The sequence below is a fragment of the uncultured Mucilaginibacter sp. genome (genome assembly GCF_903893715.1).
Lineage (GTDB): Bacteria > Bacteroidota > Bacteroidia > Sphingobacteriales > Sphingobacteriaceae > Mucilaginibacter.
The window spans coordinates 29,141-52,284 of sequence record NZ_CAITNG010000121.1 but is presented as its reverse complement, the minus strand read 5'-3'; the positions used below and the strand labels follow the sequence as shown (position 1 = coordinate 52,284).

The 23,144-nt window shown below is 44.1% G+C and carries 21 protein-coding genes and 1 pseudogene; 17 read left to right on the top strand and 5 right to left on the bottom strand.

The genetic code is table 11. The annotated features are described in order from the left end of the window. The 4 genes and pseudogenes from QZX97_RS14085 (at position 1) to QZX97_RS14070 (ending at position 7,463) form a co-directional block, all read left to right on the top strand. Positions 1-1,269, top strand: a pseudogene (locus QZX97_RS14085) (acyltransferase). 6 nt (positions 1,270-1,275) lie between these two features. Further along, complete coding sequence (locus QZX97_RS14080) at positions 1,276-5,181, top strand: acetylxylan esterase (protein ID WP_295652046.1); 3,906 nt, start codon at positions 1,276-1,278, stop codon at positions 5,179-5,181. A 17-nt stretch (positions 5,182-5,198) separates the two neighbouring features. After that, positions 5,199-6,062 carry a hypothetical protein gene (locus QZX97_RS14075; protein ID WP_295652044.1) on the top strand — a complete coding sequence of 288 codons (864 nt, stop codon included), beginning with the start codon at positions 5,199-5,201 and terminating at the stop codon, positions 6,060-6,062. Between the two features lie 21 nt (positions 6,063-6,083). Beyond that, a complete protein-coding gene (locus QZX97_RS14070) occupies positions 6,084-7,463 on the top strand; it encodes an acetylxylan esterase (RefSeq protein WP_295652042.1) in 1,380 nt (459 codons plus the stop codon). Between the two features lie 6 nt (positions 7,464-7,469). On the opposite strand, the gene QZX97_RS14065 is transcribed toward QZX97_RS14070, so the two are convergent. Next, a complete protein-coding gene (locus tag QZX97_RS14065; RefSeq protein WP_295652040.1) occupies positions 7,470-7,946 on the bottom strand; it encodes an SRPBCC family protein in 477 nt (158 codons plus the stop codon). A 155-nt stretch (positions 7,947-8,101) separates the two neighbouring features. Then, a complete protein-coding gene (locus tag QZX97_RS14060) occupies positions 8,102-8,575 on the bottom strand; it encodes a ribonuclease H-like YkuK family protein (RefSeq protein WP_295652039.1) in 474 nt (157 codons plus the stop codon). A 298-nt stretch (positions 8,576-8,873) separates the two neighbouring features. Here QZX97_RS14060 and QZX97_RS14055 point away from each other — a divergent pair, with 298 nt between their 5' ends. The 3 genes from QZX97_RS14055 to QZX97_RS14045 are packed head-to-tail and all read left to right on the top strand — an operon-like array spanning position 8,874 to position 11,042. Further along, on the top strand, positions 8,874-9,563 hold the full coding sequence (locus QZX97_RS14055) for a DUF4397 domain-containing protein (RefSeq protein WP_295652037.1): 690 nt from the start codon (positions 8,874-8,876) through the stop codon (positions 9,561-9,563). 23 nt (positions 9,564-9,586) lie between these two features. Next, positions 9,587-10,339, top strand: a complete 753-nt coding sequence (locus tag QZX97_RS14050; RefSeq protein ID WP_295652035.1) for a DUF4397 domain-containing protein — start codon at positions 9,587-9,589, stop codon at positions 10,337-10,339. A 52-nt stretch (positions 10,340-10,391) separates the two neighbouring features. After that, on the top strand, positions 10,392-11,042 hold the full coding sequence (locus tag QZX97_RS14045; RefSeq protein ID WP_295652033.1) for a DedA family protein: 651 nt from the start codon (positions 10,392-10,394) through the stop codon (positions 11,040-11,042). Here QZX97_RS14045 and QZX97_RS14040 read toward each other — a convergent pair. Together QZX97_RS14040 and QZX97_RS14035 are read right to left on the bottom strand one after the other, a co-directional pair. Further along, positions 11,039-12,001, bottom strand: coding sequence for a zinc dependent phospholipase C family protein (locus tag QZX97_RS14040; RefSeq protein WP_295652031.1), 963 nt, complete (start codon positions 11,999-12,001; stop codon positions 11,039-11,041). The two genes, QZX97_RS14045 and QZX97_RS14040, sit on opposite strands and share 4 nt — an antisense overlap. 10 nt (positions 12,002-12,011) lie before the next feature. Then, positions 12,012-12,497, bottom strand: a complete 486-nt coding sequence (locus QZX97_RS14035) for a hypothetical protein (protein WP_295652030.1) — start codon at positions 12,495-12,497, stop codon at positions 12,012-12,014. Positions 12,498-12,546: 49 nt separating this feature from the next. Here QZX97_RS14035 and QZX97_RS14030 point away from each other — a divergent pair, with 49 nt between their 5' ends. The 10 genes from QZX97_RS14030 (at position 12,547) to QZX97_RS13985 (ending at position 21,376) form a co-directional block, all read left to right on the top strand. Further along, the gene (locus tag QZX97_RS14030; protein WP_295652028.1) at positions 12,547-13,116 is read left to right on the top strand and encodes a hypothetical protein; all 570 of its coding nucleotides are present in this window, start codon (positions 12,547-12,549) and stop codon (positions 13,114-13,116) included. 115 nt (positions 13,117-13,231) lie between these two features. Beyond that, positions 13,232-13,486, top strand: a complete 255-nt coding sequence (gene rpsT, locus QZX97_RS14025) for a 30S ribosomal protein S20 (protein ID WP_295652027.1) — start codon at positions 13,232-13,234, stop codon at positions 13,484-13,486. A gap of 295 nt (positions 13,487-13,781) precedes the next feature. After that, entirely contained in the window at positions 13,782-14,480 is a 699-nt protein-coding gene (radC, locus tag QZX97_RS14020; protein ID WP_295652026.1) for a DNA repair protein RadC, read from the top strand. A 50-nt stretch (positions 14,481-14,530) separates the two neighbouring features. Then, on the top strand, positions 14,531-14,800 hold the full coding sequence (locus QZX97_RS14015; RefSeq protein ID WP_295652024.1) for a metalloregulator ArsR/SmtB family transcription factor: 270 nt from the start codon (positions 14,531-14,533) through the stop codon (positions 14,798-14,800). A 135-nt stretch (positions 14,801-14,935) separates the two neighbouring features. Further along, on the top strand, positions 14,936-15,685 hold the full coding sequence (locus QZX97_RS14010; protein ID WP_295652023.1) for an SDR family oxidoreductase: 750 nt from the start codon (positions 14,936-14,938) through the stop codon (positions 15,683-15,685). 121 nt (positions 15,686-15,806) lie between these two features. After that, positions 15,807-18,206 (top strand): phenylalanine--tRNA ligase subunit beta, encoded by a 2,400-nt coding sequence (gene pheT / locus QZX97_RS14005; RefSeq protein ID WP_295652021.1) that lies wholly within the window; start codon positions 15,807-15,809, stop codon positions 18,204-18,206. A gap of 165 nt (positions 18,207-18,371) precedes the next feature. After that, positions 18,372-18,662, top strand: coding sequence for a hypothetical protein (locus tag QZX97_RS14000; protein WP_295652020.1), 291 nt, complete (start codon positions 18,372-18,374; stop codon positions 18,660-18,662). 22 nt (positions 18,663-18,684) lie between these two features. Continuing rightward, a complete protein-coding gene (locus QZX97_RS13995; RefSeq protein ID WP_295652018.1) occupies positions 18,685-18,975 on the top strand; it encodes a cell division protein ZapA in 291 nt (96 codons plus the stop codon). 237 nt (positions 18,976-19,212) lie between these two features. Continuing rightward, complete coding sequence (gene rny, locus QZX97_RS13990; protein ID WP_295652017.1) at positions 19,213-20,775, top strand: ribonuclease Y; 1,563 nt, start codon at positions 19,213-19,215, stop codon at positions 20,773-20,775. Positions 20,776-20,842: 67 nt separating this feature from the next. Beyond that, complete coding sequence (locus tag QZX97_RS13985) at positions 20,843-21,376, top strand: Mpo1-like protein (protein ID WP_295652015.1); 534 nt, start codon at positions 20,843-20,845, stop codon at positions 21,374-21,376. Here the strand turns inward: QZX97_RS13985 and QZX97_RS13980 are convergent, their stop codons facing one another. After that, the gene (locus QZX97_RS13980; RefSeq protein WP_295652014.1) at positions 21,377-23,134 is read right to left on the bottom strand and encodes a GNAT family N-acyltransferase; all 1,758 of its coding nucleotides are present in this window, start codon (positions 23,132-23,134) and stop codon (positions 21,377-21,379) included. Between the last annotated feature and the right edge of the window lie 10 nt (positions 23,135-23,144).

The following is a 23,144-nucleotide window of genomic DNA, read 5'->3' as shown; positions in this document are numbered from 1 at the left end:
ATGGCTGAAGGTACAAAACAGAAATTTTTCCCGGCTTTAACAGGTGTACGCGCCCTCGCGGCCATTTTGGTGTTTTTAACGCACTTTGGCTATGTGCTGTTTGCATGGGCACCCGCTTGGGTACAACGCTACTGTAACGAGTTGAGCATAGGTTTGCCCATGTTTTTTGTGCTCACCGGCTTTTTGATAACTATACGCTATTTTGATGGCTTTGAACTGAGTATGAAATGGGCCAAAAAATACTGGATAAGTCGTGCGGCGAGGTTGTACCCCATGTACTTTATTTTCACTACGCTCGCATTTGTCTATTGGTATTTTAACTAGCAATCGGCCGCCAGTTTGGTAGGCGAGGCAAACCATCCATGGTTCACCATATTTTTAAATTTAACATTTTTACGTGGCTTTTTCGAGGATCTGAAGTTTACAGGCATCGGTCAGGGCTGGTCTATCACTGTCGACGTGGTGTTCTACGTTATTACCCCGATTGTGTTTTATCTGGTTAAAAAAGACCGTAAATTTTTGATATGGCAGCCGCTGGTTTTTGTGCCTATGGGCTACCTGTTGGTATATATTTTTGGCAGGTTTAATTGGTACGGCTTTATGGGCAACATCGTGTTTATGTTGTATTACACCTTTTTTGGCCGCTGTATCGAAATTTTTGTCGGGATGGTATTGGCCTTATACTACCACAAAATGAAGGTGAACCAGTTTGGTAAGATCAAGATCACCTATATCGGTTTTGTGCTGATGTTTGTGTGCATCTACTTCTTTACGCTCATCCCGCTTGGGCCGGGCCAGGTATTCGGCATCAAAACCTACACTGGTATGATACTCGATACCGTTATGCTCACCCCGGCCATCGGCATATTCTTTTTGGGTTTGATACGCGAAGAAACCATTATGCAAAGGATACTATCGGGCAAGTTTGTTACGTTGTTGAGCAACAGTTCGTTCTTGTTCTATCTGATACATCTTGGGCCCATCAGTAATTTTATCCATAATGGCATCAACTGGTTAAACGACAGGGTATTCGAATTGTACGATAAATGGGGTCTCGACTGGCACTCACCTTTCGAGAACGATGCCATCAACGTATTTTACATTTTGGCCGCGCTGTTCGGCATCTCTATCTTCATCTACAAATTTGTTGAAGAGCCTTTGAACAGGCGCGTAAAAGAATTTTTAACGCATAAAAAAACACATGCAAAACCGCTCGATGCAGATGTGGCACCGGCAAGTATCGGCAGCGACGTAATTGAGGTTAAATAAGAAACAATGAAATTGAAACAACAGTTATTATCGGTATTTTTCTTCTTTTTGGCGATAGGGCAAACGGAAACCCTTTTGGCCCAAAGCAAGCAGAAACCGGCTGCTGCTGCCGAAGAAATCATCATTAACGAACATGCGGCCGACAGGAACTCGATATTTAAAAAAGACGATACCGTAAAATATAAAATCGACCTGCGTAGCACCTACAACAGCCAGCAAAGCGGCAAAATATCCTACGCCGTTACCGACTTTAAGAATAAATTAATCACCAAATACTCCCAGCCGGTAACTATCGATGCCAAAGGCACTAAACAGGTACAGTTCAACATCCCATCACAACCATCGGGTTTTTACAAAGTCAACTTTATGTTGAACGTAACGGATGATGACGATACCGTTCGCCGTGTTTTTGGTGTGGATACTACCAATATGGTATCCCCATATAAAATGCCCGACGATTTTTGGGATTTTTGGGATAATGCCAGAAAAGAACTGGCTGCCGTAGCACCCAACTTTAAGGTTACGCCACAACCCAAATTGTCAAAAGGCAACGATGATATTTTTCTGGTGGAAATGCAATCGCTCGGTAACATGACCATAAGGGCCTGGCTTACTTTGCCGCACGACCGTAAACCAGGCGAAAAATTGCCCGTATCCATAGCTTATCCCGGTTTTAACAGCGAAATGTACCCACATTATGGCGTGTCGGGCATGGCCTTTCTGGCACTCAACATACGTGGTTATGGTAATAGTCGCGATGTGATACACCCGGCAACGCACGATGCTTTCATCAATATTGGTGTGGAGGATAAAAACACCTACGTTTTTAAAGGAGTGATGATGGATTGCGTGAGGGCGATAGACTTTATTTGCAGTACAGATTACCTCGACTCGAAAGCTATATTTGTTACAGGCGGTAGTTTGGGCGGATACCTGTCAATGGCTACGGCCGGATTGGATGACCGTGTTACGATATGCTCGGCAGATAACCCCGGTTATCCCGATATACGGGCCATGAGCACCGAAGTATTCCCAATAAATACCATGAAGGATTACTCACTCCGTACCGGTCTTGATTTTGAGAAATGTTTAAAAACATGGGATTATTATTGCTTAAAAGGTTTTGCAACCCACATTAAATGCCCCGTGATAATGGGTATCGGTTTGCTGGATAACTTTATCGCGCCGATAGCCTCCATGGCCGCATGGAACAATATCCCCGGGAAGAATAAAAAATTGTTCATATTTCCTAACCTGGCCCACGAGGTTGGCGATGAACAGGGTACGTATGTAGGGGCCTGGGTTTATCAGAAACTAAAGATTTACGACAAGTGGATAGCTTTTCATAAACCTGAAGCCGCTGCTGCGGCTGCCAACGCGGCCAAACCTGTGGTTGACCCTAATGCCGAAGTGATCGACCTGGTTGAACATCCCATCAATAAAAGCGCGGTGTATAAAAGCGATGCGCCGGTTACCTATACGGTAGACCTGAAGAGCAGTTTTAAGACCACACAAACAGGCAAAATATCGTACGCGGTGTTTACACCCGAAGGTAAACTTGTTGCTAATGGTTCGCAACCGGTAAGCATCGAAGCAAAAGGCACTAAAAACGTTGCCTTCGAAATACCTGCACAAGGCCCTGGTTATTACAATTTGAATTTCATGATCAACACCTCCAAATACGACGATACCTTAAGGCGCGCGTTTGCTGTTGATACCAATAAGATAATGGCCGCCGGCCATAAACCTGCCGATTTTGATGAGTTTTGGGCAGGTGCAAAAAGGGAGCTCGCCAAGGTGCCACCTAATTTCAAAGTAACCGAAATGCCCGATATGGAGCATAACGACAAGGTGTACCAAATAGAAATGCAATCGCTCAATAATATCACCATAAGGGGGTATATGGCCTTGCAAAAAGACCTTAAACCCGGCCAGCGTTTGCCAGTAAGTATATACCTGCCCGGGTACGCAGCCAGTGCGGTGCCACTTGTGGCTTCATCGGGCATTGCATTGCTTAACATCAGTGTACGCGGCCAGATGATGAGCGACGATGTGATAAAACCCGAACGTGAAGCATACATCACTACTGATATCGAGAACAAAAACAAGTACATTTTAAAAGGCGTGTTGATGGACTGCGAGCGTCTGGTCGATTTTGTGTGCAGCCGCCCCGAACTCGACTCGACCGCGATTTATGCATCGGGTGCCAGTATGGGCGGGTACCTCGCTTTGGCTTTGTCGGCATTGGACAAGAGGGTTACAATATCCACAGCAAACAACCCTGTTTTTGCTGATTTCAGAACATTGTCCGTTCAGGCAAGTAATGCCTTTCCGATGGGTGAGATTGAGTTATACGCCAAAAACAACGGCGAAAACCTCGACGAGATTTTGAACACCCTTGATTACTTCGACCTGCAGAATTTTGCCCCACAAATAAACGCGCCAACCGTAGTTGGTATAGGCATGCTCGACCCCATGGCACCACCTACGCTTTCAACCACCATGTTCAACAGCATCCCGGCTACCGATAAAAAGCTATTTGTTTTCCCAACCCTGGCGCATGACATAGGCCCCGAAATGGGTGCTTACATCGGTCCTTGGGTATATAAAAAGCTGAATATATGGAACAGGTATCTTGCCTTTAACAAACAGAATGAACTGGATAAGGTTAAAGAAGCGGAATCTGGCAGCGAGTCGGTTGTAATTATTGACCATCCGGCCACTAAAGAAGCCGTTTTTAAAGCCAATACTACCATCAGCTATGACGTTGACCTGAAAAACAACTTCTTTAAAAAGGTGGACGGTATGTTTAGCTATTTTGTGTATACCTCCGACGATAAATTTATTAAAGAAGACTCATCCAAAATCAGTATCGATTCGCGCGGTACCAAACGTGTGCATGTAGATATACCCACCCAAAAAACAGGCTTTTATAAAATAAACTTTGCGGTTGATGTGGGTGATTATGATGATACATTACGCCGTGTTTTTGGTGTAGATATAGAGCACATCCGTTCAAACTACCCTAAACCTGCCGATTTTGACCAGTTTTGGGACAGGACCAAAAAGGAATTGGCCGCTGTACCGCCAAACTTTAAAATGACGGAGAAGCCGGAAATGGAGATTACTCCCGATGAACAGGTTTATCTCATCGAGATGCAGTCTTTGGGTAATTTAACCATCAGGGCCTGGCTTACTTTGCCTAAAGATAGAAAGCCTAAAGACAGGTTCCCGGTGTTTATAAACTTACCGGGTTATGGTAACGCGATGGTACCATTGCATGGAGCGCCCAATATGGCTTTTATAGCGTTAAACGTACGCGGGCAAGGCAACAGCCGCGATGTGATACACCCCGAACGCGAAGAATATATATCGTACGGGTTGGAAGATAAAGACAAGTTTATTTACCGCGGCTCCATTATGGATGGTGTGCGCCTGCTCGATTTTGTGTTTGCGCATAAAGAGATTTTTGACACGCAATCCATCTTTGTTACCGGCGGTAGCCAGGGCGGGTACTTAACCCTTTGCCTGGCCAGTGTTGACCATCGCGTAACCTTGTGCGAGGCCGAAAACCCTGGCTATATCGATTTGAAAATGCCGTACTATGCCAATAAATGGCCAACCACAGTTTTTACGGATTATGCCGACCAAAAATCGGTAACCCTGCAGAAACTGCTCGATAACTTTGAATATTTTAACCTGAAAAATTTTGTACCCAACATTCAGTGTAAGGTAATTGTAGGTATTGGTTTGCTCGATCCGCTGGTGCCGCCAACTAACGAGATGATTATGTACAACAACATTACTGCATGGAAAAAACTGTTCATTTACCCCAACCTGACGCACGAAGTGGACCCTTGGCTTGGTTCGTATAAAATGAAGTGGGCCATGGATGAACTCGGGGCATTTTAATATATTCGACTAAGCAAATGACCATAACCTTTAATACTTCGCATAAACAATTTACCGCTATAAAATGCCTTGCTTTGGGCGCGCTTCTGTTGTTGCTCAGTATGGCTACTTATGCGGGTGGCAGACCAGTTGGCAAACACCGATTATTTATCAATATAGGCGCATCATACTTTTTTAACCATCAGTTTTGGGACCAAAACGGGCAAGTACAAAACTATGCTTTTAATGAAAGGAACTCATCGTTATCGGCATCCATTAGTGCCGAGTACGGCTTTTCAAGGCGGGTATCGTTAATGGCGTCTGTTCCTTTTGTATCCAACATGGTGAGAAGTGATATATCCAATAGTACCATCAACACCCTTGGCGATGGGCAGATTGGTGTGCGCTATTACCTTGCCAATATCGCCTATCGCACCTATTTTTCAATCCAGGGCAACCTTATATTCCCGTTATATGTTAATACAGCTGCTGTAACAAGAGGTTATGGCGAGTTGGGCAGCAGTATACAATTGGCCGCCGCCGGCGATTTTAATATGTTGAGCAAAAGCTTCTTTTTTGAGGTTGACCTGAGCACGAGTCAGTATTTTGGCGGCGACGCACCTTTACAGGGACAGTTTACAGCATCCATCGGGACATCGTTAGCCAAAAAGCTGCAACTGTCGCTCTCCGAATCGTCGGCAACGTCATACAGTATCACCAAGACCTTTAACCCCGCCAGCCCTGCGCCGGCAAAGGATTATTCGTCGAACGAGGTAACCGCCGGCCTTTCGTACGGCTTGGGGCATAGCCGCAGCTTGTCGTTAAGTTATACTACCTTTATAAGTGGTAAAAACACAGCAATAGGCAGTAGTGTATCGTTGGGCTATGGTTATAAATTTTAACAGAACATTTAAATTTACCGTGTGAAATTAAGCCTAAAGTTTTTTGTATCGGTAACGCTGATCGTTCTGTGTTATAGCGGCGTGCGCGCCCAATACATTTTCCCCGAAAACTTTAACGCCGCAAAACAGGATACCCTTACCCAGGGACAAAATGCCGATGACGAGGGTAATGTTTTCATTACTGTAACCCCGGCTGTAAAAAATGCCATTTTTACCGGCGAAGGCGCGGTAGGCTACACCGTAAAATTAAAAAATGCTTATAAAAAACCTCAGGAAGGTAAAGTAAGATGTTTTGTAACCACCGAAGAAGGCGTCAAAATATATGAAGATTCAATCAATGTTAAGATAGATAAAAAGAGTACCACCCGTTACCATTTTAAAATACCTTGCAAAAACCCTGGCTTTTATAAAATTGGCTTTGGCTTTAACCTAAGCCTGTACGATGATACAGTAAAACGTGTGTTTGGTTTTAATCCCAAAAACATAACGGCGATACAGCATATTCCTGATGATTTTGACGCGTTTTGGAAAGCCTCGCGCGACTCGCTGAAAAAGATACCGCCTAAATATAAAATGACACTGGAGCGCGCCCTGTCTATCAACGGACAGCAGGTGTATTTGGTCGAGATGCAGTCATGGGGGAATGTTACGGTGCGCGGATGGTTGACTATACCCAACGAACGCCCTAAAAAAATACCTGTAAAATACCGCCTTCCGGGTTATGTGGTAAAAATGGAACCATCATTTGATGATAAGGATTTTGCCGTGTTCAACTTTAACGTGCGCGGCAACGGCAACAGTGCCGATGCTATTGATACCCACGGCGAGTACAACCTTTACAACGTAGAAAATAAGGATGAATACGTTTATCGCGCCGTTTATATGGACTGTATACGCGGGCTCGATTTTTTATGCGCGCAAGCCGCCATGGGTTTAGATACCAGCAAGATATTGGTTGATGGTGCCAGCCAGGGCGGCGGCTTGGTGCTTGCTTTGGCGGCAATGGACAAGCGCGTTAAACTGGTAACCTGCGAAGTCCCTCTTTACACCAATTTTAGGCGGGCGTATGAGATAACTGCTTTAGACCCGCAATCGCAAACGCCGGTGGGCATGTTGGTGAACTATGTTCGTACCCACCCGAGTTTCAGTAAGGAAAAACTGTTTAAGGTTTGGGACTACTACGACCCCGTGAATTTTGTGCCTAAAATAAAATGCCCGGTATTAATGGCCATTGGCTTGTTAGATCAGTTTTGCCCGCCCGAGTGCAGCTTCGCTACCTATAACGTGCTGAAAAACAAAAACAAGGAAATATGGGTAAGCCCCAACAAAACCCACGAAGTTGACGACCTGTATTATACCTATCAATACCTTTGGTATCAGGACTATTTCAGGATGTATTGACCCGGCTTATTTGGCGCGATAAACACCAAAAAGCTTTTTGATTTCCTCATCGCGGTAAGCAAAAATGGTTTTCACTTCTTTTTCAACAATCAGTTTGTTGGCAATCCGCCCGATGATGCCGTATGGGATGGCATAAGTCAAAATATCTGTCATGTGTACACCGCCTTTTATCTCGGTAAAATGATGCTCATGATGCCAGATAGCGTATGGGCCTGTGCGTTGTTCATCCACAAAGTATTCCCCCTCCTTGACATGGGTAATTTCGGTAACCCAGTTCATTTTTATCCCTAACAGCGGCGATACCTTGTACGAAATGAACATACCCGGGTACATTTTGGTATCGGCAGTAAAATTGGAGGTAATAATGAAATTCATTTTTTCCGGGGTAATCTTCGCCAGGTTTAGCGGCGATGAAAAAAAGTCCCAGGCTTCGGCCAAGGGTATTGGCAGGTCGGTTTCGAATTTAAAGTGGTAGGTCTTCACGTGCGTCTAACAAAAAAAGTTACTCAATGTTTTAATGGCAAGGATATTTAATGGGGCAATACCCCCATATCCTGCTGATAAACAGGACGCGAAAGTAGGAAAGAAAACCAATACCCTCTTTTAAAAAGAAGGATGATGACATTAAAACGAAAAAACTATTGCACCATTTTGTTGGCGCAATATGAGCTGGCAAAAGCTTCGGGCTTAGCCTTGAACACAAAGCCCATGCTCAAAATGTAACCCATAGCCTCGTGCAATGCCTGGTTCGATTTGAACATCGGGTTGGTGTTGATGTCGGCGTGTACTTCCAGGTCGACATCGTACAGGTCCAGCAGGGTGCACAGTTTGTAGGCAATGTCGATGGATTTTTGCACCTCGTTTAGCATACGCTCCTTGATGCTCATTTTTTGCGAGGTGCGTTCCTGATGGATGAACATAAACCCGCCGCGTTGCTCGCGTAAAAAAACGATTACGGTAGCAAAATCGGTTACGTTGCCTTTAACCTGCGAGTCGGTGCCGATACACACTTTGAGTTTGTTGCCCAGGGCCGATTCGCGCTCAATGGCTTTTTCAACTTCTTCAATAATGGGCGATTGTAGTATTTCGCCGCTAAATTTTCTCCAGGTCATAATAGTGGTGTATAATTAACAACCCTGAATTGAGTTTAGTAAAATTACCATATATAGCGCGAGATTATATAAACCCAGCGTCATTTATTTGTTAACATCTATTTAGATATCAACAGATTATGCATCGTTTTGTTTAGCTTCCGGTTGTTGGCTATTGGGTTATTGGGATTAAACATGCTTTAAACAATGTTAAGTGGCGTAATAACACAACAACTTAATAACCAGTAACTATACGCCAAAGCCAAACAAATTCGTTTATTAATCATTATAAATTTATTTTTGAGGCCTGTCAAAAACAATGAATTTTAGATATACGCATTATCTGTTCTTTATTTGCACCGTTGTAGTAGGGTTTTGTGCCTGCAATAAGAGCAACAATGATGCGCCCGACCCCGTGGCCCAGCCGGCAAACTTGGCCTTCATCAACATAATACCCGAAGCGCCTACTATTAATATGTATTTTAACGGTACCCGGCAAAATGGCAACAAAATAGCTTACCTCGAGTCGTCGGGTTACCTTAGTGTGCCATCAGAACAGCAAAATGTATCGTTTAAGGACACCACCTATACACAAATACAGGAGGCCTCGCTAACACTCAAGCCGGATTCGAACTACACCATGTTTGTAACAGGCGATTATGTCGCAAACGCTCCAAACCCTGTAAGCACTATTTTAACTGCCAATGCCGAGCCACACCCCACTGGCAAACCTAAACTCAGGTTTGTAAACGCGGCACCCGGTTCGCCATCGCTCGATGTTTATTTGAACAGTTTGGTGTTGAGCAATAAGGCATACAAGTCTGTATCCGGTTACGCTTTGGCTGATTCGGGGGCGGTAGCAGTTAAAGTGAACATAGCCGGCACATCCAATACTATTTTGAATGCCACGATAACTTTAAGCTCGAACAGTGTTTATACCTTTTTTAGTTACGGCCTTATCAACCAAACAGGCGTTAAAGCTTTTAATGTAGGCTTGATTCAGAATTAAGTTATAGCTGATAAATTTGTGAAATGAACAACAACCATTATAAATCCCCGCTGCGAATAAATACTCCAATAGTATGGTTGTTCAATATCCTCTATATCATCATGCTGCCAATGGTTATCACATCGTGCAATGCCAATACAGGGGCTTCGGTAAGCCCCTCCGCTGCTGCCACCAAAATATTGGTAGTGAATGCCAGTCCCGATGTTTTGCCCCTTACTTTACTTATCGGCAGCAATCGGATAGGCAGCACCGCCACCACTTTTAAATATCCTTATCCATCGAGCTATTACGGGATAGGTAATGGTATACAAAACATGCAGGTACTTAATACCCAGCTTTACACCATAAAAACCAGAACCGATAACCTTGCTGCCAATACTAATTATACCCTTTATATAATGGGGCTCAAATCGGCAACAACTGCAGCTGACAGCATTATTACTGTACTGACCGTGGACACGGCAACTGCATCGACAATTGGCAGCGGGAAAATCAGGTTTGTAAACGCTTCGCCGCGCACTACCGGGCTTAGTGTTACCGCTAACGGCACTACAGCCTTCAGCGGTATAGCGTATTCTAATTTTTCCCCATATGTGCAAATGCCTGCCGGTATTTACGATTTTAAGATTTATGCCACAGGTGCACCCGGCAGTGTTTTGGTGGATGTGCCACTCATTACCATACAAGACGGCAAATTGTATACCTTGTTTAGCTATGGGCTTACCGGCCGTACCGATACCGCGGCTATTGGCGCTAAAGTAATTATCAATAAATAATTGATTGCTTTGCCGATATGTTTATTTTTGGCACAACTAAAACCCACACATTTTGGAACTGATAAAAACTATTATTGATTTTATACTGCACATCGACAAAAACCTGGCGCTCATCATAAACGAGTATCAGGGTTATACATACCTCATTTTATTCGCTATTATATTCGCCGAGACCGGTTTTGTGGTTACTCCGTTTTTGCCCGGCGATTCATTACTATTTGCAGCGGGTGCTTTGATAGCCGTAGGCAATACCGGCCTCAATATTTTTATTTTAGGTTTGATACTGATAGCCGCAGCATTTACCGGCAATACGGTAAATTACGAACTGGGCAAGTTTTTTGGGATTAAAATATTTAAACCCGAAAACAAAGTGCTTAAACTGGAATACTATAACCAAACCCATGCTTTTTTTGAGAAACACGGCGGTAACGCTGTTATTTTGAGCCGTTTTGTGCCCATCATCCGTACCATAGCGCCTTTTGTGGCCGGTGTTAGTAGGATGCCGTTTTTGCGCTATACCTTGTACAATATCATTGGTGGTGCCTCGTGGATTATTTTGCTGCTATCGGCAGGGTATTTTTTAGGTACGATACCGTTTTTTAAAACGCATTTTTCGCTGGTTACGCTGGCCATCATATTTGTATCAATATTACCGCCAATATACGCGGCTGTTAAGGGCAAAATGACTAAACAGGGAGCCTAATTAGATTTGGGCATCACCTTGCCCAATTTATATAGTTGCTTTTCTTTGTTTGCCTGAGCCAAGGCTGTGGTGTTTATGTTTTTATCAATCAGCTTATTTAAATCAGGTTGCCCGGCATCCACCCAGGCCGAAAACCAATAGCTGCCCACTTCCAAAATCGAAATACGCATTTGCCGCTCCACCATGCCGTGCATGCTTTTGCTGTAGCCCATGGCGTAGGCCGCCGAATAATCCTTCACGCTGCGGTTGCCCCGTTTCGTGATGGCGTATTTCTGGTCGGCGGTAAATGTTTTATCCAGCCTTTTCTCAAACAACAAAACTGAATCTACACAATTAAATGTTCGGTGGCAAATTTTCCAGGCTTCTTTTAAAGGGTCGTTAATGTAACGGGCTTTGCCCACGTTATAGTGGTAGCCATCGGCCATTAGTTCGGGTATGCGGGTTTCCCAGAGCGCGTGTATGCCGGTTTGGTTAGTCAGTTGCCCGTTATAGTTTTGCGTTAAATGCAGGGGTACACAAGCATCGGCAATGTAATGCCCCAGATTAGCTGATGTTTTTAATATGGCCGCTGTATCGTTCCCCTTAAAAGCTTTTACTAATTGATAATACTGGTACTGTATAGCCCAAGGCACGGTGCCGTATTTATCGAGCGAATCGGCCGAATATTGGCGCTCCGCTTCTTCCCAGCGTTGTGGCATTCGGGTAAAAGGGTGTTTGCCATAGTGGTCGGCATCAAAAAAATGCCGGGGTGCTTCAGTTGAGTCGACGTAGCGGCGTTTGTCCGGGTCGACAGCGTGTTCAGTAATATAGTCAATATTGGCCGAATAAAATGCAGCCATACCCTTTGGCAAGGTAAAAACAGCAGTGCGGTTGATGCGTTTATGAGCAAAAAAGCCCCAGGAAGAGCAGGTTATGATGAGGGTACAGCCAAGGATTAAAAGGGCAAGCTTTTGCTTCATGCAAGTAAAGCTACTTTTTCTTGGTGGGTGCTACAATGCCAGGCCGCTTTTTCTTTGCCGAAATGGATTTTACGATGGTTTGCCCATTTAGGATAACAGACTTAGGTTTCAACTGCGACACGGAGTAGGCATAAGCATCGGCAACCCGTTTTTCGATGTAGGCCTGCGGGAAATCGGCTTGGGTATTTAATTTGATGTAGCGGTATTGATTGCCGTTACCTAATAACATCTTTTCGGGGTCAGCAATTTTTGAGCCCCAGTAAAAGCCGAAATGAACGTCTTTATTGCCATAAACGCCAATGGAGCAAAAAGTATCACCCATCTTCTCAGTCGGCGACCAGCCTACGGCTACAGCGTTATAGTTGTCGTAAATAAGCTCGTTGCAGTGCGGGTATCGGTCCCAAACAAACTCGCGCAGCCATAGCGCCAGTTCAACGATGTGGTTATCGAAAGGGAGCAGGAAGGTGAGGAGTTCGGAGGTTTGGGATTTGGGCATAGGATAAATATCTTTATCTTAGTTAGATAAAGATAAACTTTCTGCGCAAATGATTGAACTTGATTTTAATAATTATCAAATAAAGTGTTGTGACGAATATGAATTTAAGCCAGATTCTGCGGACAACGTTTTTCAATATAACCACCTATATGATGAAGACCGAGATTATTACAAATCCTCTTTTGGTGTAAAGGTTTATGAAAATGAACAACTTATTGATAGTGCGTTTGTCTCCTCTTGGGGTGGGGGTACAGCAATTCACGAAACAAGTGTGATAATTGATGACGGCGCTCTATTAGTTTGTTGTGGTCATAGTGTTTTTTGTTTAAGGATACCTACCCTTGAGATGTCTTGGCAGGTTATAGCCGATAGCGCTACGTGTTTTGAAATATTTTCGATACAAGGTGGCTATATTGTTCACGGAGAGCTCCAAATAACAAAACTGGATAAAAATGGTATTATTATTTGGCAGACCAGTGGTGCAGACATTTTTGTTACACTCGAAGGTAACGAGAGATTTGAAGTAACGGAATCTTGTATAATAGCTACCGATTGGAACAATGATGTATACAAAATAGGGTTTGACGGGAAAGTTATTTCGGATACGGTAAAACGATAGCGCCAGTCAACGGCAAATTTCTATCAAAATTTTTTTCAACTCACCTTTGCAAATTCAAAAACAAGTCCCTATATTTGCAGTCCTTAAAACAGAACGAATAATATAGCTATAAGCAATGGCAAATCATAAATCATCACTAAAAAGAATCAGGAGTAATGCTGCGAAGCGTTTACGTAACAGGTATCAGGCAAAAACTACCCGTAATGCCATCAAAAGGTTAAGAAGCACTACTTCGAAAGTTGAGGCTACTCCACTTTTGTCGAAAGTGATCTCGATGCTGGACCGTTTGGCTAAAAAGAACGTGATTCACAAAAACAAAGCTTCGAACAACAAATCGAAACTGACAAAATTTGTTAATAGCCTGGCATAACGATATATAGCTTTTTAAAAGCGCAAAACAGCGTCCCGATGATTATCGGGACGCTGTTTTTGGTTTATGGGTATTTTGAAATTTTTTAAAATATCCATATTTACCCATAATACTTTTGATGTAAGATGTAAAATGGAAGACGGAAGATGTGTTAAAGTTCTTAGACATATACCCATATTTACCCATATGTTTTTGTCATTGAGTCATTGGTCATCCCGATAGCTATCGGGAAGTCATTTTTAATTTGCACATACGCACATTTACATATTTGCACATTAAATAGTAGCTTTAGCTAATGGAACCATATGAAGCCAAGATCAGCATCAAGGCATGGGCCGAGGAAGACCGGCCCCGCGAAAAGCTATTGGGGCAGGGCAGGCGCACCTTAACGGACGCTGAGCTGATTGCCATCCTCATCGGTTCGGGCAGCAGGGACGAATCGGCGGTGGAGTTGAGTAAGCGCATTTTGCACCATTACAAAAACGACCTGAATGCCATCGGCAAAGCCAGCGTAGCCGAACTGTGCAAGTTTAAAGGCATAGGCGAAGCCAAAGCAATATCCATTGTTGCCGCTTTGGAGCTTGGCCGAAGGCGCGATGATACTGAGGCCAAAACCGTGGAGCAGATCACTTGTAGCAAGGATGCCTACAAACTGTTTTACCCCCTGCTTGCCGACCTGAACCACGAAGAGTTTTGGATACTGCTGATGGGGAAATCGAACAAGGTGATTAGCACGCAGCTCATCAGCAAGGGCGGACTGGCCGCCACGGTAGTGGATCCTAAAGTGATATTTCAGGTGGCGATAGAGCACCATGCATCGTCTATCATACTGGCACATAACCATCCGTCGGGCGGCTTAAAACCCAGTCGCGAGGATCTGGATATGACCAAAAAGATTGTTGCAGGTGGCAAACTGCTGGAGATTACGGTATTTGACCATTTGATACTGACCGATGAAGCGTATTATAGTTTTGGGGATGAGGGCGTATTGTAGGGTGATTTCATTCAATCGAAAATAGTCGATATATTTGCAAGGTTATGGATTTGAAGAAGATAGAAAAGATATCAAAAGCGTTGGGCGACCCCTGCAGGCTGAAAATAATGGAGATGGTGAAGCAGCAAAACGACTGGGTGCAATGCTCCTGCATCATTTCGAACTTTGATTTGGCACAATCCACCATGTCGCACCACATGAACTTGCTGGTTGATGCCGACCTGCTAATTGCCGTAAAAGACGGGCGTAACATGCAGTACCAGGTAAACAAAGACGTAGTTGCCGAATACGTAAAGTTTTTAAATGTATTTTCTGTGTAAAAAAACAACCTTAATCAATCGATTATTTTCGATATATCGATAAGTTGATTTACTATTGCAACGGATTTATAAGTCAGAAGCTTGCTTATAAATATCGATAAATTTACATATATAAATATATTAAGAACAATCGCAATGAAAAAATTACAGAACAAAGTAGCCGTGATTACAGGTGGTAACAGCGGTATCGGTTTGGCAGCCGCAAAATTATTTGCCCAAAATGGGGCTAAAGTGGCCATTACCGGCCGTAACAAAACAACGCTCGATACAGCGATAACAATTATAGGCCATGACGCGATAGGATTGGCAGGCGATGTTGCCGATATCAGCAAGTTAGATGGTCAATATAAAGAGATAACCGGCAAATTGGGTAAGATAGATGTATTGGTAGTTAATGCCGGTGTATTTGTTGCCGCCCCATTGGCCGATTTTACCGAAGAAATGTTTGATACCACCAGCGACATCAACTTTAAAGGCGCATTCTTTTCGGTACAAAGGGCCTTACCTTATCTAAACGATGGCGCTTCTATTGTTATCACCTCATCAGGTGTAAGCAATAAAGGTTTGGCGACAGCGTCGGCGTATGCCGCTACAAAAGCAGCCGTAACTTCATTGGCGAGGGGCTTCTCGGCCGAATTGTTAGACAGGGGTATCCGTGTAAACGTGCTATCGCCTGGCCCTATCGAAACACCAATTTTTGGTCGTAATGGTGCAACGCCTGAGCAAATAGACGGTATGAAAGAATATATGGCCAGCATAACACCGGTAAAGCGTTTAGGCAATGTAGAAGAAATAGCTGAGGGCTTCTTATACCTCGCGTCCGACGACTCCAAATATATGGTGGGCGGCGACCTGGTGCTTGATGGCGGTTTTAGCCGTTTTTAATATTCCCCTAAAAGTCGCGCCTGCATATAGGCGCGACTTTCTTTAAGTCCTTCTTGTTTCCCTTTTTGCCTTTAAGCTTTCAGCTCAAAAACGTATCTTTGCTGTTCATTTTTTGCAAGCAATGAAGATTTCGTATAACTGGTTAAAGCAATTCATACAAACCGATAAAACGCCCGAAGAAATATCCGTCATCCTTACCGGCATAGGCCTGGAGGTGGAGAGTTTGGAAAAGGTGCAGGCTATTCCAGGTGGTTTGGAAGGTTTGGTGATAGGCTATGTTAAAGATTGCGTGCAGCACCCCAATGCCGACAGGCTGCGGGTAACCAAGGTTGATGCCGGCACCGGCGAAGACCTGCAAATTGTTTGCGGCGCCCCCAATGTGGCTGCCGGGCAAAAAGTGGTGGTGGCTTTGGTTGGTACAACGGTTCACCCGCTGAAAGGCGAGCCATTTAAAATTGGCAAGTCGAAGATACGCGGCGAAGAATCGGCCGGTATGATATGTGCAGAGGACGAAATAGGTTTGGGCGAATCGCACGATGGCATCATGATATTGGATGCGGATGCCACAGTAGGCGCGTTAGCCAAAGACTACTTTAAACTGAACGACGACTATTTATACGAGATAGGCCTCACACCTAATCGTGCCGACGCGGCGTCGCATTTGGGTACGGCAAGGGATATCGCCGCTTTTTTAAAGACAGGCATCATTAAGCCTGATGTGAGCACTTTTAAGGTAGATAACTACAGTTCGAAAATAGAAGTGATGGTGGAGAATACGGCCGCCGCGCCACGATACTCAGGCGTAAGCATATCGGGCATCGAAGTAAAAGATTCGCCGAAATGGCTCAAGGAAAAGCTGGCTGTTATCGGCATCCGCAGCATCAACAACGTGGTGGATGTTACCAATTATGTTTTACATGGTTTAGGTCAGCCGCTGCATGCTTTTGATGCCGCTGCCATAACCGGCGACAAGGTCATCGTAAAGAACTGCCCCGAAGGGACTATATTCAAAACTTTGGATGGTATGGAACGCAAGCTATCGGCCGATGACCTGATGATATGCAATGCCACAGAACCCATGTGTATTGGCGGTGTGTTTGGCGGCGAGGCATCGGGTGTAAAGGCATCCACAACCGATATATTTTTGGAAAGCGCTTATTTCAATTCGGTATCTGTCCGAAAAACCTCAAAACGCTTTGGCTTAAAAACAGACGCGTCGTTCCGATTTGAGCGTGGTACCGACCCGGACATGACCGTGTTCGCATTGAAATACGCAGCCCTCTTGATACAAGGAGTGGCTGGTGGTACCATTTCATCGGAGATATACGATAACTACCCGGCACCTGTTGCACCGTTTGAAGTGGAACTGGCATACAAAAACGTTGACAGGCTGATTGGTAAAACTATCGGGCATGAGGAAATCAAAGCCATTATCAAAGCTTTGGATATTCAAGTGGTGAACGAGACAGCCGAAGGTCTATCTCTCAAAGTGCCGCCTTACCGAGTGGATGTAACCCGCTATGTGGACGTGATTGAGGAGATATTGCGCATTTACGGCTATAACAATATTGAGATACCTACACAGATTCGGGCTTCGTTGAATACATCCATCCGGCCCGATAAGGATTCGGTACAAAATACTATCTCCGATTTGTTAACGGCCAATGGCTTTAACGAGATTTTATCCAACTCGCTCACCAAATCGGCTTATGCCGAGAATATCGACGAGGCAGTAAAAATATTGAACCCGTTGAGCAGCGATTTGGACATTATGCGCCAAACCATGCTGTATTCGGGTCTGGAAGCCGTGGCTTATAACCTGAACCGCAAAAAGGCCGATTTGAAACTGTACGAGTTTGGCAAGATATATCATGTTCGCGAAGAGAAGTACACAGAGAGCCAAAAGTTTGCTGTTTTCCTTTCCGGTGCTAACCAAAGCGAAAACTGGAACAGCAAACCGAAACCATCCAGCTTTTATAATTTAAAAGCCGTGGTTGATACATTAGTTGAGCGTTTGGGAATTAGAGATTATACGATTGAAGATTCCGCGAACGCCGACTTGGCCTATGGCCTACAATATGTGAAAAACGGTAAGGTATTGGTAAATTTGGGTGCGGTGGCAAAAACAGCACTAAAAAAAGCCGATGTTGACAAAGAAGTATTTTACGCCGATTTTAACTTCGACCAGGTGTTAACGTTGGTGCGGAAGAGTAAGATTGTATACCAGGAGATATCAAAATTCCCGGCAGTGAATCGCGACTTGTCGATGTTGATAGATAAGGCGGTAAGTTTTCAGCAATTAAAACAGATTGCGCAGAAGACAGAGCGTAAGCTATTGAAAGAGGTGAATATTTTTGATGTGTATGAAGGCGACAAGTTGCCTGTCGAGAAAAAGAGTTATGCATTAAGCTTTGTGTTGCAGGATGAGGCGAATACATTGACAGATAAAGCCATCGACAGCATTATGCAAAAGCTGATCTACAATTTCGGGAAAGAAGCCGGGGCGGAGATAAGGAAGTGATTTCGGAGTTGTTTGTTTTGGATAAAAAGTTATGAAAATAAGGTTCAAACTGACACTTGTTATAAATCTGTAAATCTTACTAATGTGGAATTATTGCATTAACTTAGTAACCCGGTAACAAATAATTAATAACAAGCAAAAAAACAAGATAACGAATAACAAAAAATGGCTGCATTAGCTGATCAGTTAAGTAAGGTAGTAGAGAAAACGGAACGGTTAATTGAGCTTTGCGCTGCCCTACAAGAAGAAAATGATTTAGCTACGCTGGAAAACGAGTCGCTTAAATCGGCACTGGCAGCCAGTAAAGAAAAGAATAAAGAGCTTGAAGAAAAGCTTCGTGTATTGAAGTTGGCCAAGTCGTTCTCAGAAACAAATGAGAAAACACTTGACATCAAGCAAAAAATTAACGAATTTGTGCGGGAAATAGATAAGTGTATTGTGTTGCTTAAAAAGTAACGCAAAAAAGTGAAACAGCTCAATGGGAGAAATCTCCATAAAAATAAATATTGCTGACAGGGTTTACCCGTTAAAGGTAAACATGGAGGAGGAAGAAATAATACGCAGGGCGGCTAAGCTGATCAACGACCGTATAAAGGAGTACCAGGATGGGTACGCGGTTAAAGACAAGCAGGATTTGCTATCGATGTGTGTGCTACATTACGCTACATCGGCCTTAAAAGCCGAAAAGAGGGTAGTGGTTGAGGACACCGAAGTAGCAGCCAAAGTGTACCAGTTGGATGGCATGCTGACCGAATTTTTCTCGAAGTAATAACGTTCTTTAGACATACAGAGCAATTAAAATTTAACCGCAGTTAAATTTTTAAGTTTCACTATTTAAAACTTAACACTTCAATATTGGCGAAAGCAAGAGGGTGTACGTTACCTGTTAGCATTTAACACTTAACGATGACTTAGCTTCCAGGCCTTAAAAATGGAGTTTATAATACATGAAGCTTAAAATTTAGTTGCGGTTTTTTTTATTTACACCAATTATACATATACAAACATGGACATATTATATCTGATTATCGGGCTGTTGGTAGGCGTTGGAGCCGGAGTGCCAATCGGTCGTTTTTTTCTACGGAAATTATTTAAAGACCAGGAGATAGCCGCCCAGGCAAAAGTTAAAAAAATCTTAAAAGAAGCTGAAAACGATGCTGAACTGTTAAAGAAAAATAGGCTATTGGAAGCCAAAGAGAAGTTTTTGCAAATGAAGGCTGAGCACGAGCAGGAGATTAGCGGCAAAAACAACAACATGATACAACGCGAGAACAGCCTGAAACAAAAGGAACAATCGCTTAACCAGAAATTGGACAACGCTACACGTAAGGATCAGGAGTTAGACAATGTGCGCAAAAACCTGGAGCGCCAAACCGAACTGGCCGTTAAAAAGCAGGAAGAGGTTGAGGCGATAAAAAATCAACATATCGAGCAATTGGAAACTTTGGCAGGATTGTCCGCTGAAGACGCACGTAACCAACTGATAGACAACCTGCGCGAAGAAGCACGCAGCAAAGCCATGATGCACATTAAGGATGTGGTTGACGAGGCCAAGCTGACTGCCGTTAAAGAAGCCAAAAAGATTGTTATTCAAACCATACAACGTACCGCTACGGAAAGCGCTATTGAGAATACGGTTTCGATATTCAATATCGACAACGATGAAGTGAAGGGCCGTATCATCGGTCGCGAAGGTCGTAATATCCGAGCGCTGGAAGCAGCCACCGGAATTGAAATCATTGTGGACGATACTCCTGAAGCTATCATCCTTTCGGGATTTGACCCGGTTAGGCGCGAGATTGCCCGTTTGGCTATGCACCGTTTGGTTACCGACGGTCGTATCCACCCGGCACGTATAGAAGAGATCGTAGCTAAAACCAAGAAACAGATAGAAGAAGAAATCGTTGAAATTGGCGAACGTACCGTAATTGACTTGGGTATCCATGGTTTACACCCGGAACTCATCCGTATGGTGGGCCGTATGCGCTACCGTTCGAGCTACGGGCAAAACCTGTTGCAGCACTCGCGCGAGGTTGCTAACTTCTGCGCCACCATGGCTGCCGAATTAGGTTTGAATGTAAAACTGGCCAAACGAGCAGGCTTACTGCACGATATTGGTAAAGTGCCCGACGATAACCCCGAACTGCCACACGCTATTTTGGGTATGCAATTAGCCGAAAAGTATAAAGAGAACCCTGAGGTTTGCAATGCCATAGGCGCCCACCACGACGAGATAGAAATGACCTCGATGATATCGCCTATCATCCAGGCTTGCGACTCGATATCGGGTGCCCGTCCCGGTGCACGCCGCGAGGTAGTAGAAAGCTATATCAAGCGTTTGAAGGAACTGGAAGAACTGGCGATGTCGTACCCCGGTGTAGAGAAAACATTCGCTATCCAGGCCGGCCGCGAGTTGCGGGTGGTTGTTGAGAGCGAAAAGATAACCGATGCACAATCGGAGATACTGGCTGCCGACATTTCAAACCGCATACAAACCGAGATGACCTATCCCGGCCAGATCAAAGTTACCGTGATCAGGGAAACCCGGTCGGTAGCGTTTGCTAAGTAAAGAACAACCAATTTAACCCTCTCCTTCAAAGGGGAGGGTTTATACTTTAACACAAAACGAAAGTGTTATGGCAAAGGTAAAATCAGCTAAACCCATCGCTCCCGCAAAAGAGCAAAAAAAGCTTGTCGATGTTTATTTTGACAAGTATGCCGAAAGCCACCAAAATCCGAAAAACGAACTAATACACTGGATATGTGTACCCCTTATCGTTTTTAGCTTGCTGGGTTTGGTTTGGGCCATACCTTTTCCTCATATTGGTTTTTTAGGGAAATATAATGAGGATTTCAACTGGGCGTCTTTCCTCATCGGCTTCAGTATTTACTATTACTATAAACTATCGCCTATACTGTCGTATTTTATGCTGATTGTGGTGTTTGTTTTTACTTACGGGGTGATGGAGCTGGATACCTGGGCCAAGACGGGTGGCCCGCAGCTATGGCTATCGTGCTTAACTGTATTTGTATTGGCATGGGTAGGGCAGTTCATCGGTCATAAAATTGAAGGAAAAAAGCCATCATTTCTGGATGATATCAAGTTCCTGCTTATCGGGCCGATATGGCTATTGCACTTCGTTTTGTTGAGGTGGAAGGTGAAGTATTAGTCACAAATTCTTCCCCAGTTTTTCCAACATCTCGTGAGGTACATTTTCAAGGTCGAGTACCAAAAAACCGTCTAGGCAATCTGCAAATTTAGGGTCGATATTAAAGCAGATAATTTTGGCGTTCAGCGCGATGTATTGGCGCAGTAAAACCGGGATTTTAAGGTGGCGCGTTTCAATTTCCGACACAAGACTATCAATTGTTTTAAGGCTCTCATCGCCATGCAGTAGTGAGGCCGTGTCAATCTTCGAAAAGTCGGCCTTGAAGCGTTTGCGTGGCCTTACAAATCGTGCCAGCTCATTGTCGAAATGGTGGCGATTAATATAATCCACAATGAGCGATTTGGAAAATCTTGAGAAACTATTACTAATGCTTACCGGGCCAATGAGATAACGGTAACGCGGGTTATCAATCAGGTATTTCAGTATACCTTTCCAAAGCAAAAACAGGGGCAATGGCTTTTGCTGGTACTCCCGCCGGATGAAAGAACGGCCAAGCTCCAGACTGCGTTTTAGCACTGGCGTAAATTGGCTCTTTATTTTGAATAGCCCGGCTGTGTAAAATCCCTTTTTGCCGAGACTGTAAAATATCTCATCGCCCAAGCCAATGCGATAGGCGCCAACGATGAGTTTTGCGTCGGCATCCCAAATAAACAGGTGGTAGTAATAAATATCAAACTCGTCCAGGTCGATGCTTTTATTGCTGCCTTCGCCAACCTCGCGAAAGGTAATCTCCCGCAGGCGGCCAATCTCGCGCAATATATTAGGAATACCTTGTGGGGGCGCTATAAATACTTCGTAGGTCTTTTCGGTCCAGACCAAATGCTCCTCACGTAAAACCGTTACCTCTTTTTGGATGAGGGTGACAGCGGTTTCGATCACAATTACTTCGGGGCTTTTTTTTATTTTGAACAGGTTTCGTGGCTTAAAAAGCCTTCTGTGTTCTTCAATGCCCGTACCAAGCACGTAGGTTTTGGCGCGTAAAAAACTCAAAAGCTTGGGTATATTCTTGCTGTAGCCTGCTATCTCGTCAACTTCAATCGGTTTTCCAATGCGCACTTTAATGGTATGGCCCTGTTTGTTGAACAATTCTGATGGGAGCTTGGCTGTACGCAAATTAGTATGAATCAGGCTCAGTAAGTTGAATAGCAGCCCGTTATTGCCATGAAAGTATATGGGTATTACCGGCACCCCGGCTTTGGCAATAATTTTACCTACTACAGGGCTCCACATACGGTCGGTAACCTGTTTGGTTTCCATTTTAAAGGTGGACACCTCGCCAGCCGGAAAAATGCCAATCGGTGTTCCTGCCTGCAACAGTTGGAGCGTATTTTTGATACCACTAATACTGGATGAATGTTCAATATTTTCGAAAGGGTTAACAGCGATAAAATATTCGCTCAGGTTGGGTATTTTTTTGAGCAGAAAATTGGCCATCAGCTTGGCATCAGGGCGAACAATGCAGAGTATTTTCAGGAGCGCCATCCCTTCAATACCGCCATACGGATGATTGGCGATAGCGATAAAGCCGCCATTGGCAGGAATATTCTTTAATTCCTGTTCGTCAAATTCGAGGGTAATGCCACAGCCTTCTAGTATAGCATCAATAAAAGCTGTGCCTTGTTGATGTTCGGCTTGGGCAAACAGTTCGTTTACCCGGTTAATTTTCATTACCTCCATCAACAGAGCGGCAAGCCCTGGCATTTTAAATTTATCTAACCCGGTGGCTTTGGCAAATTCGGCCCTGGTTATTATCTTCATGCGGTTTGTA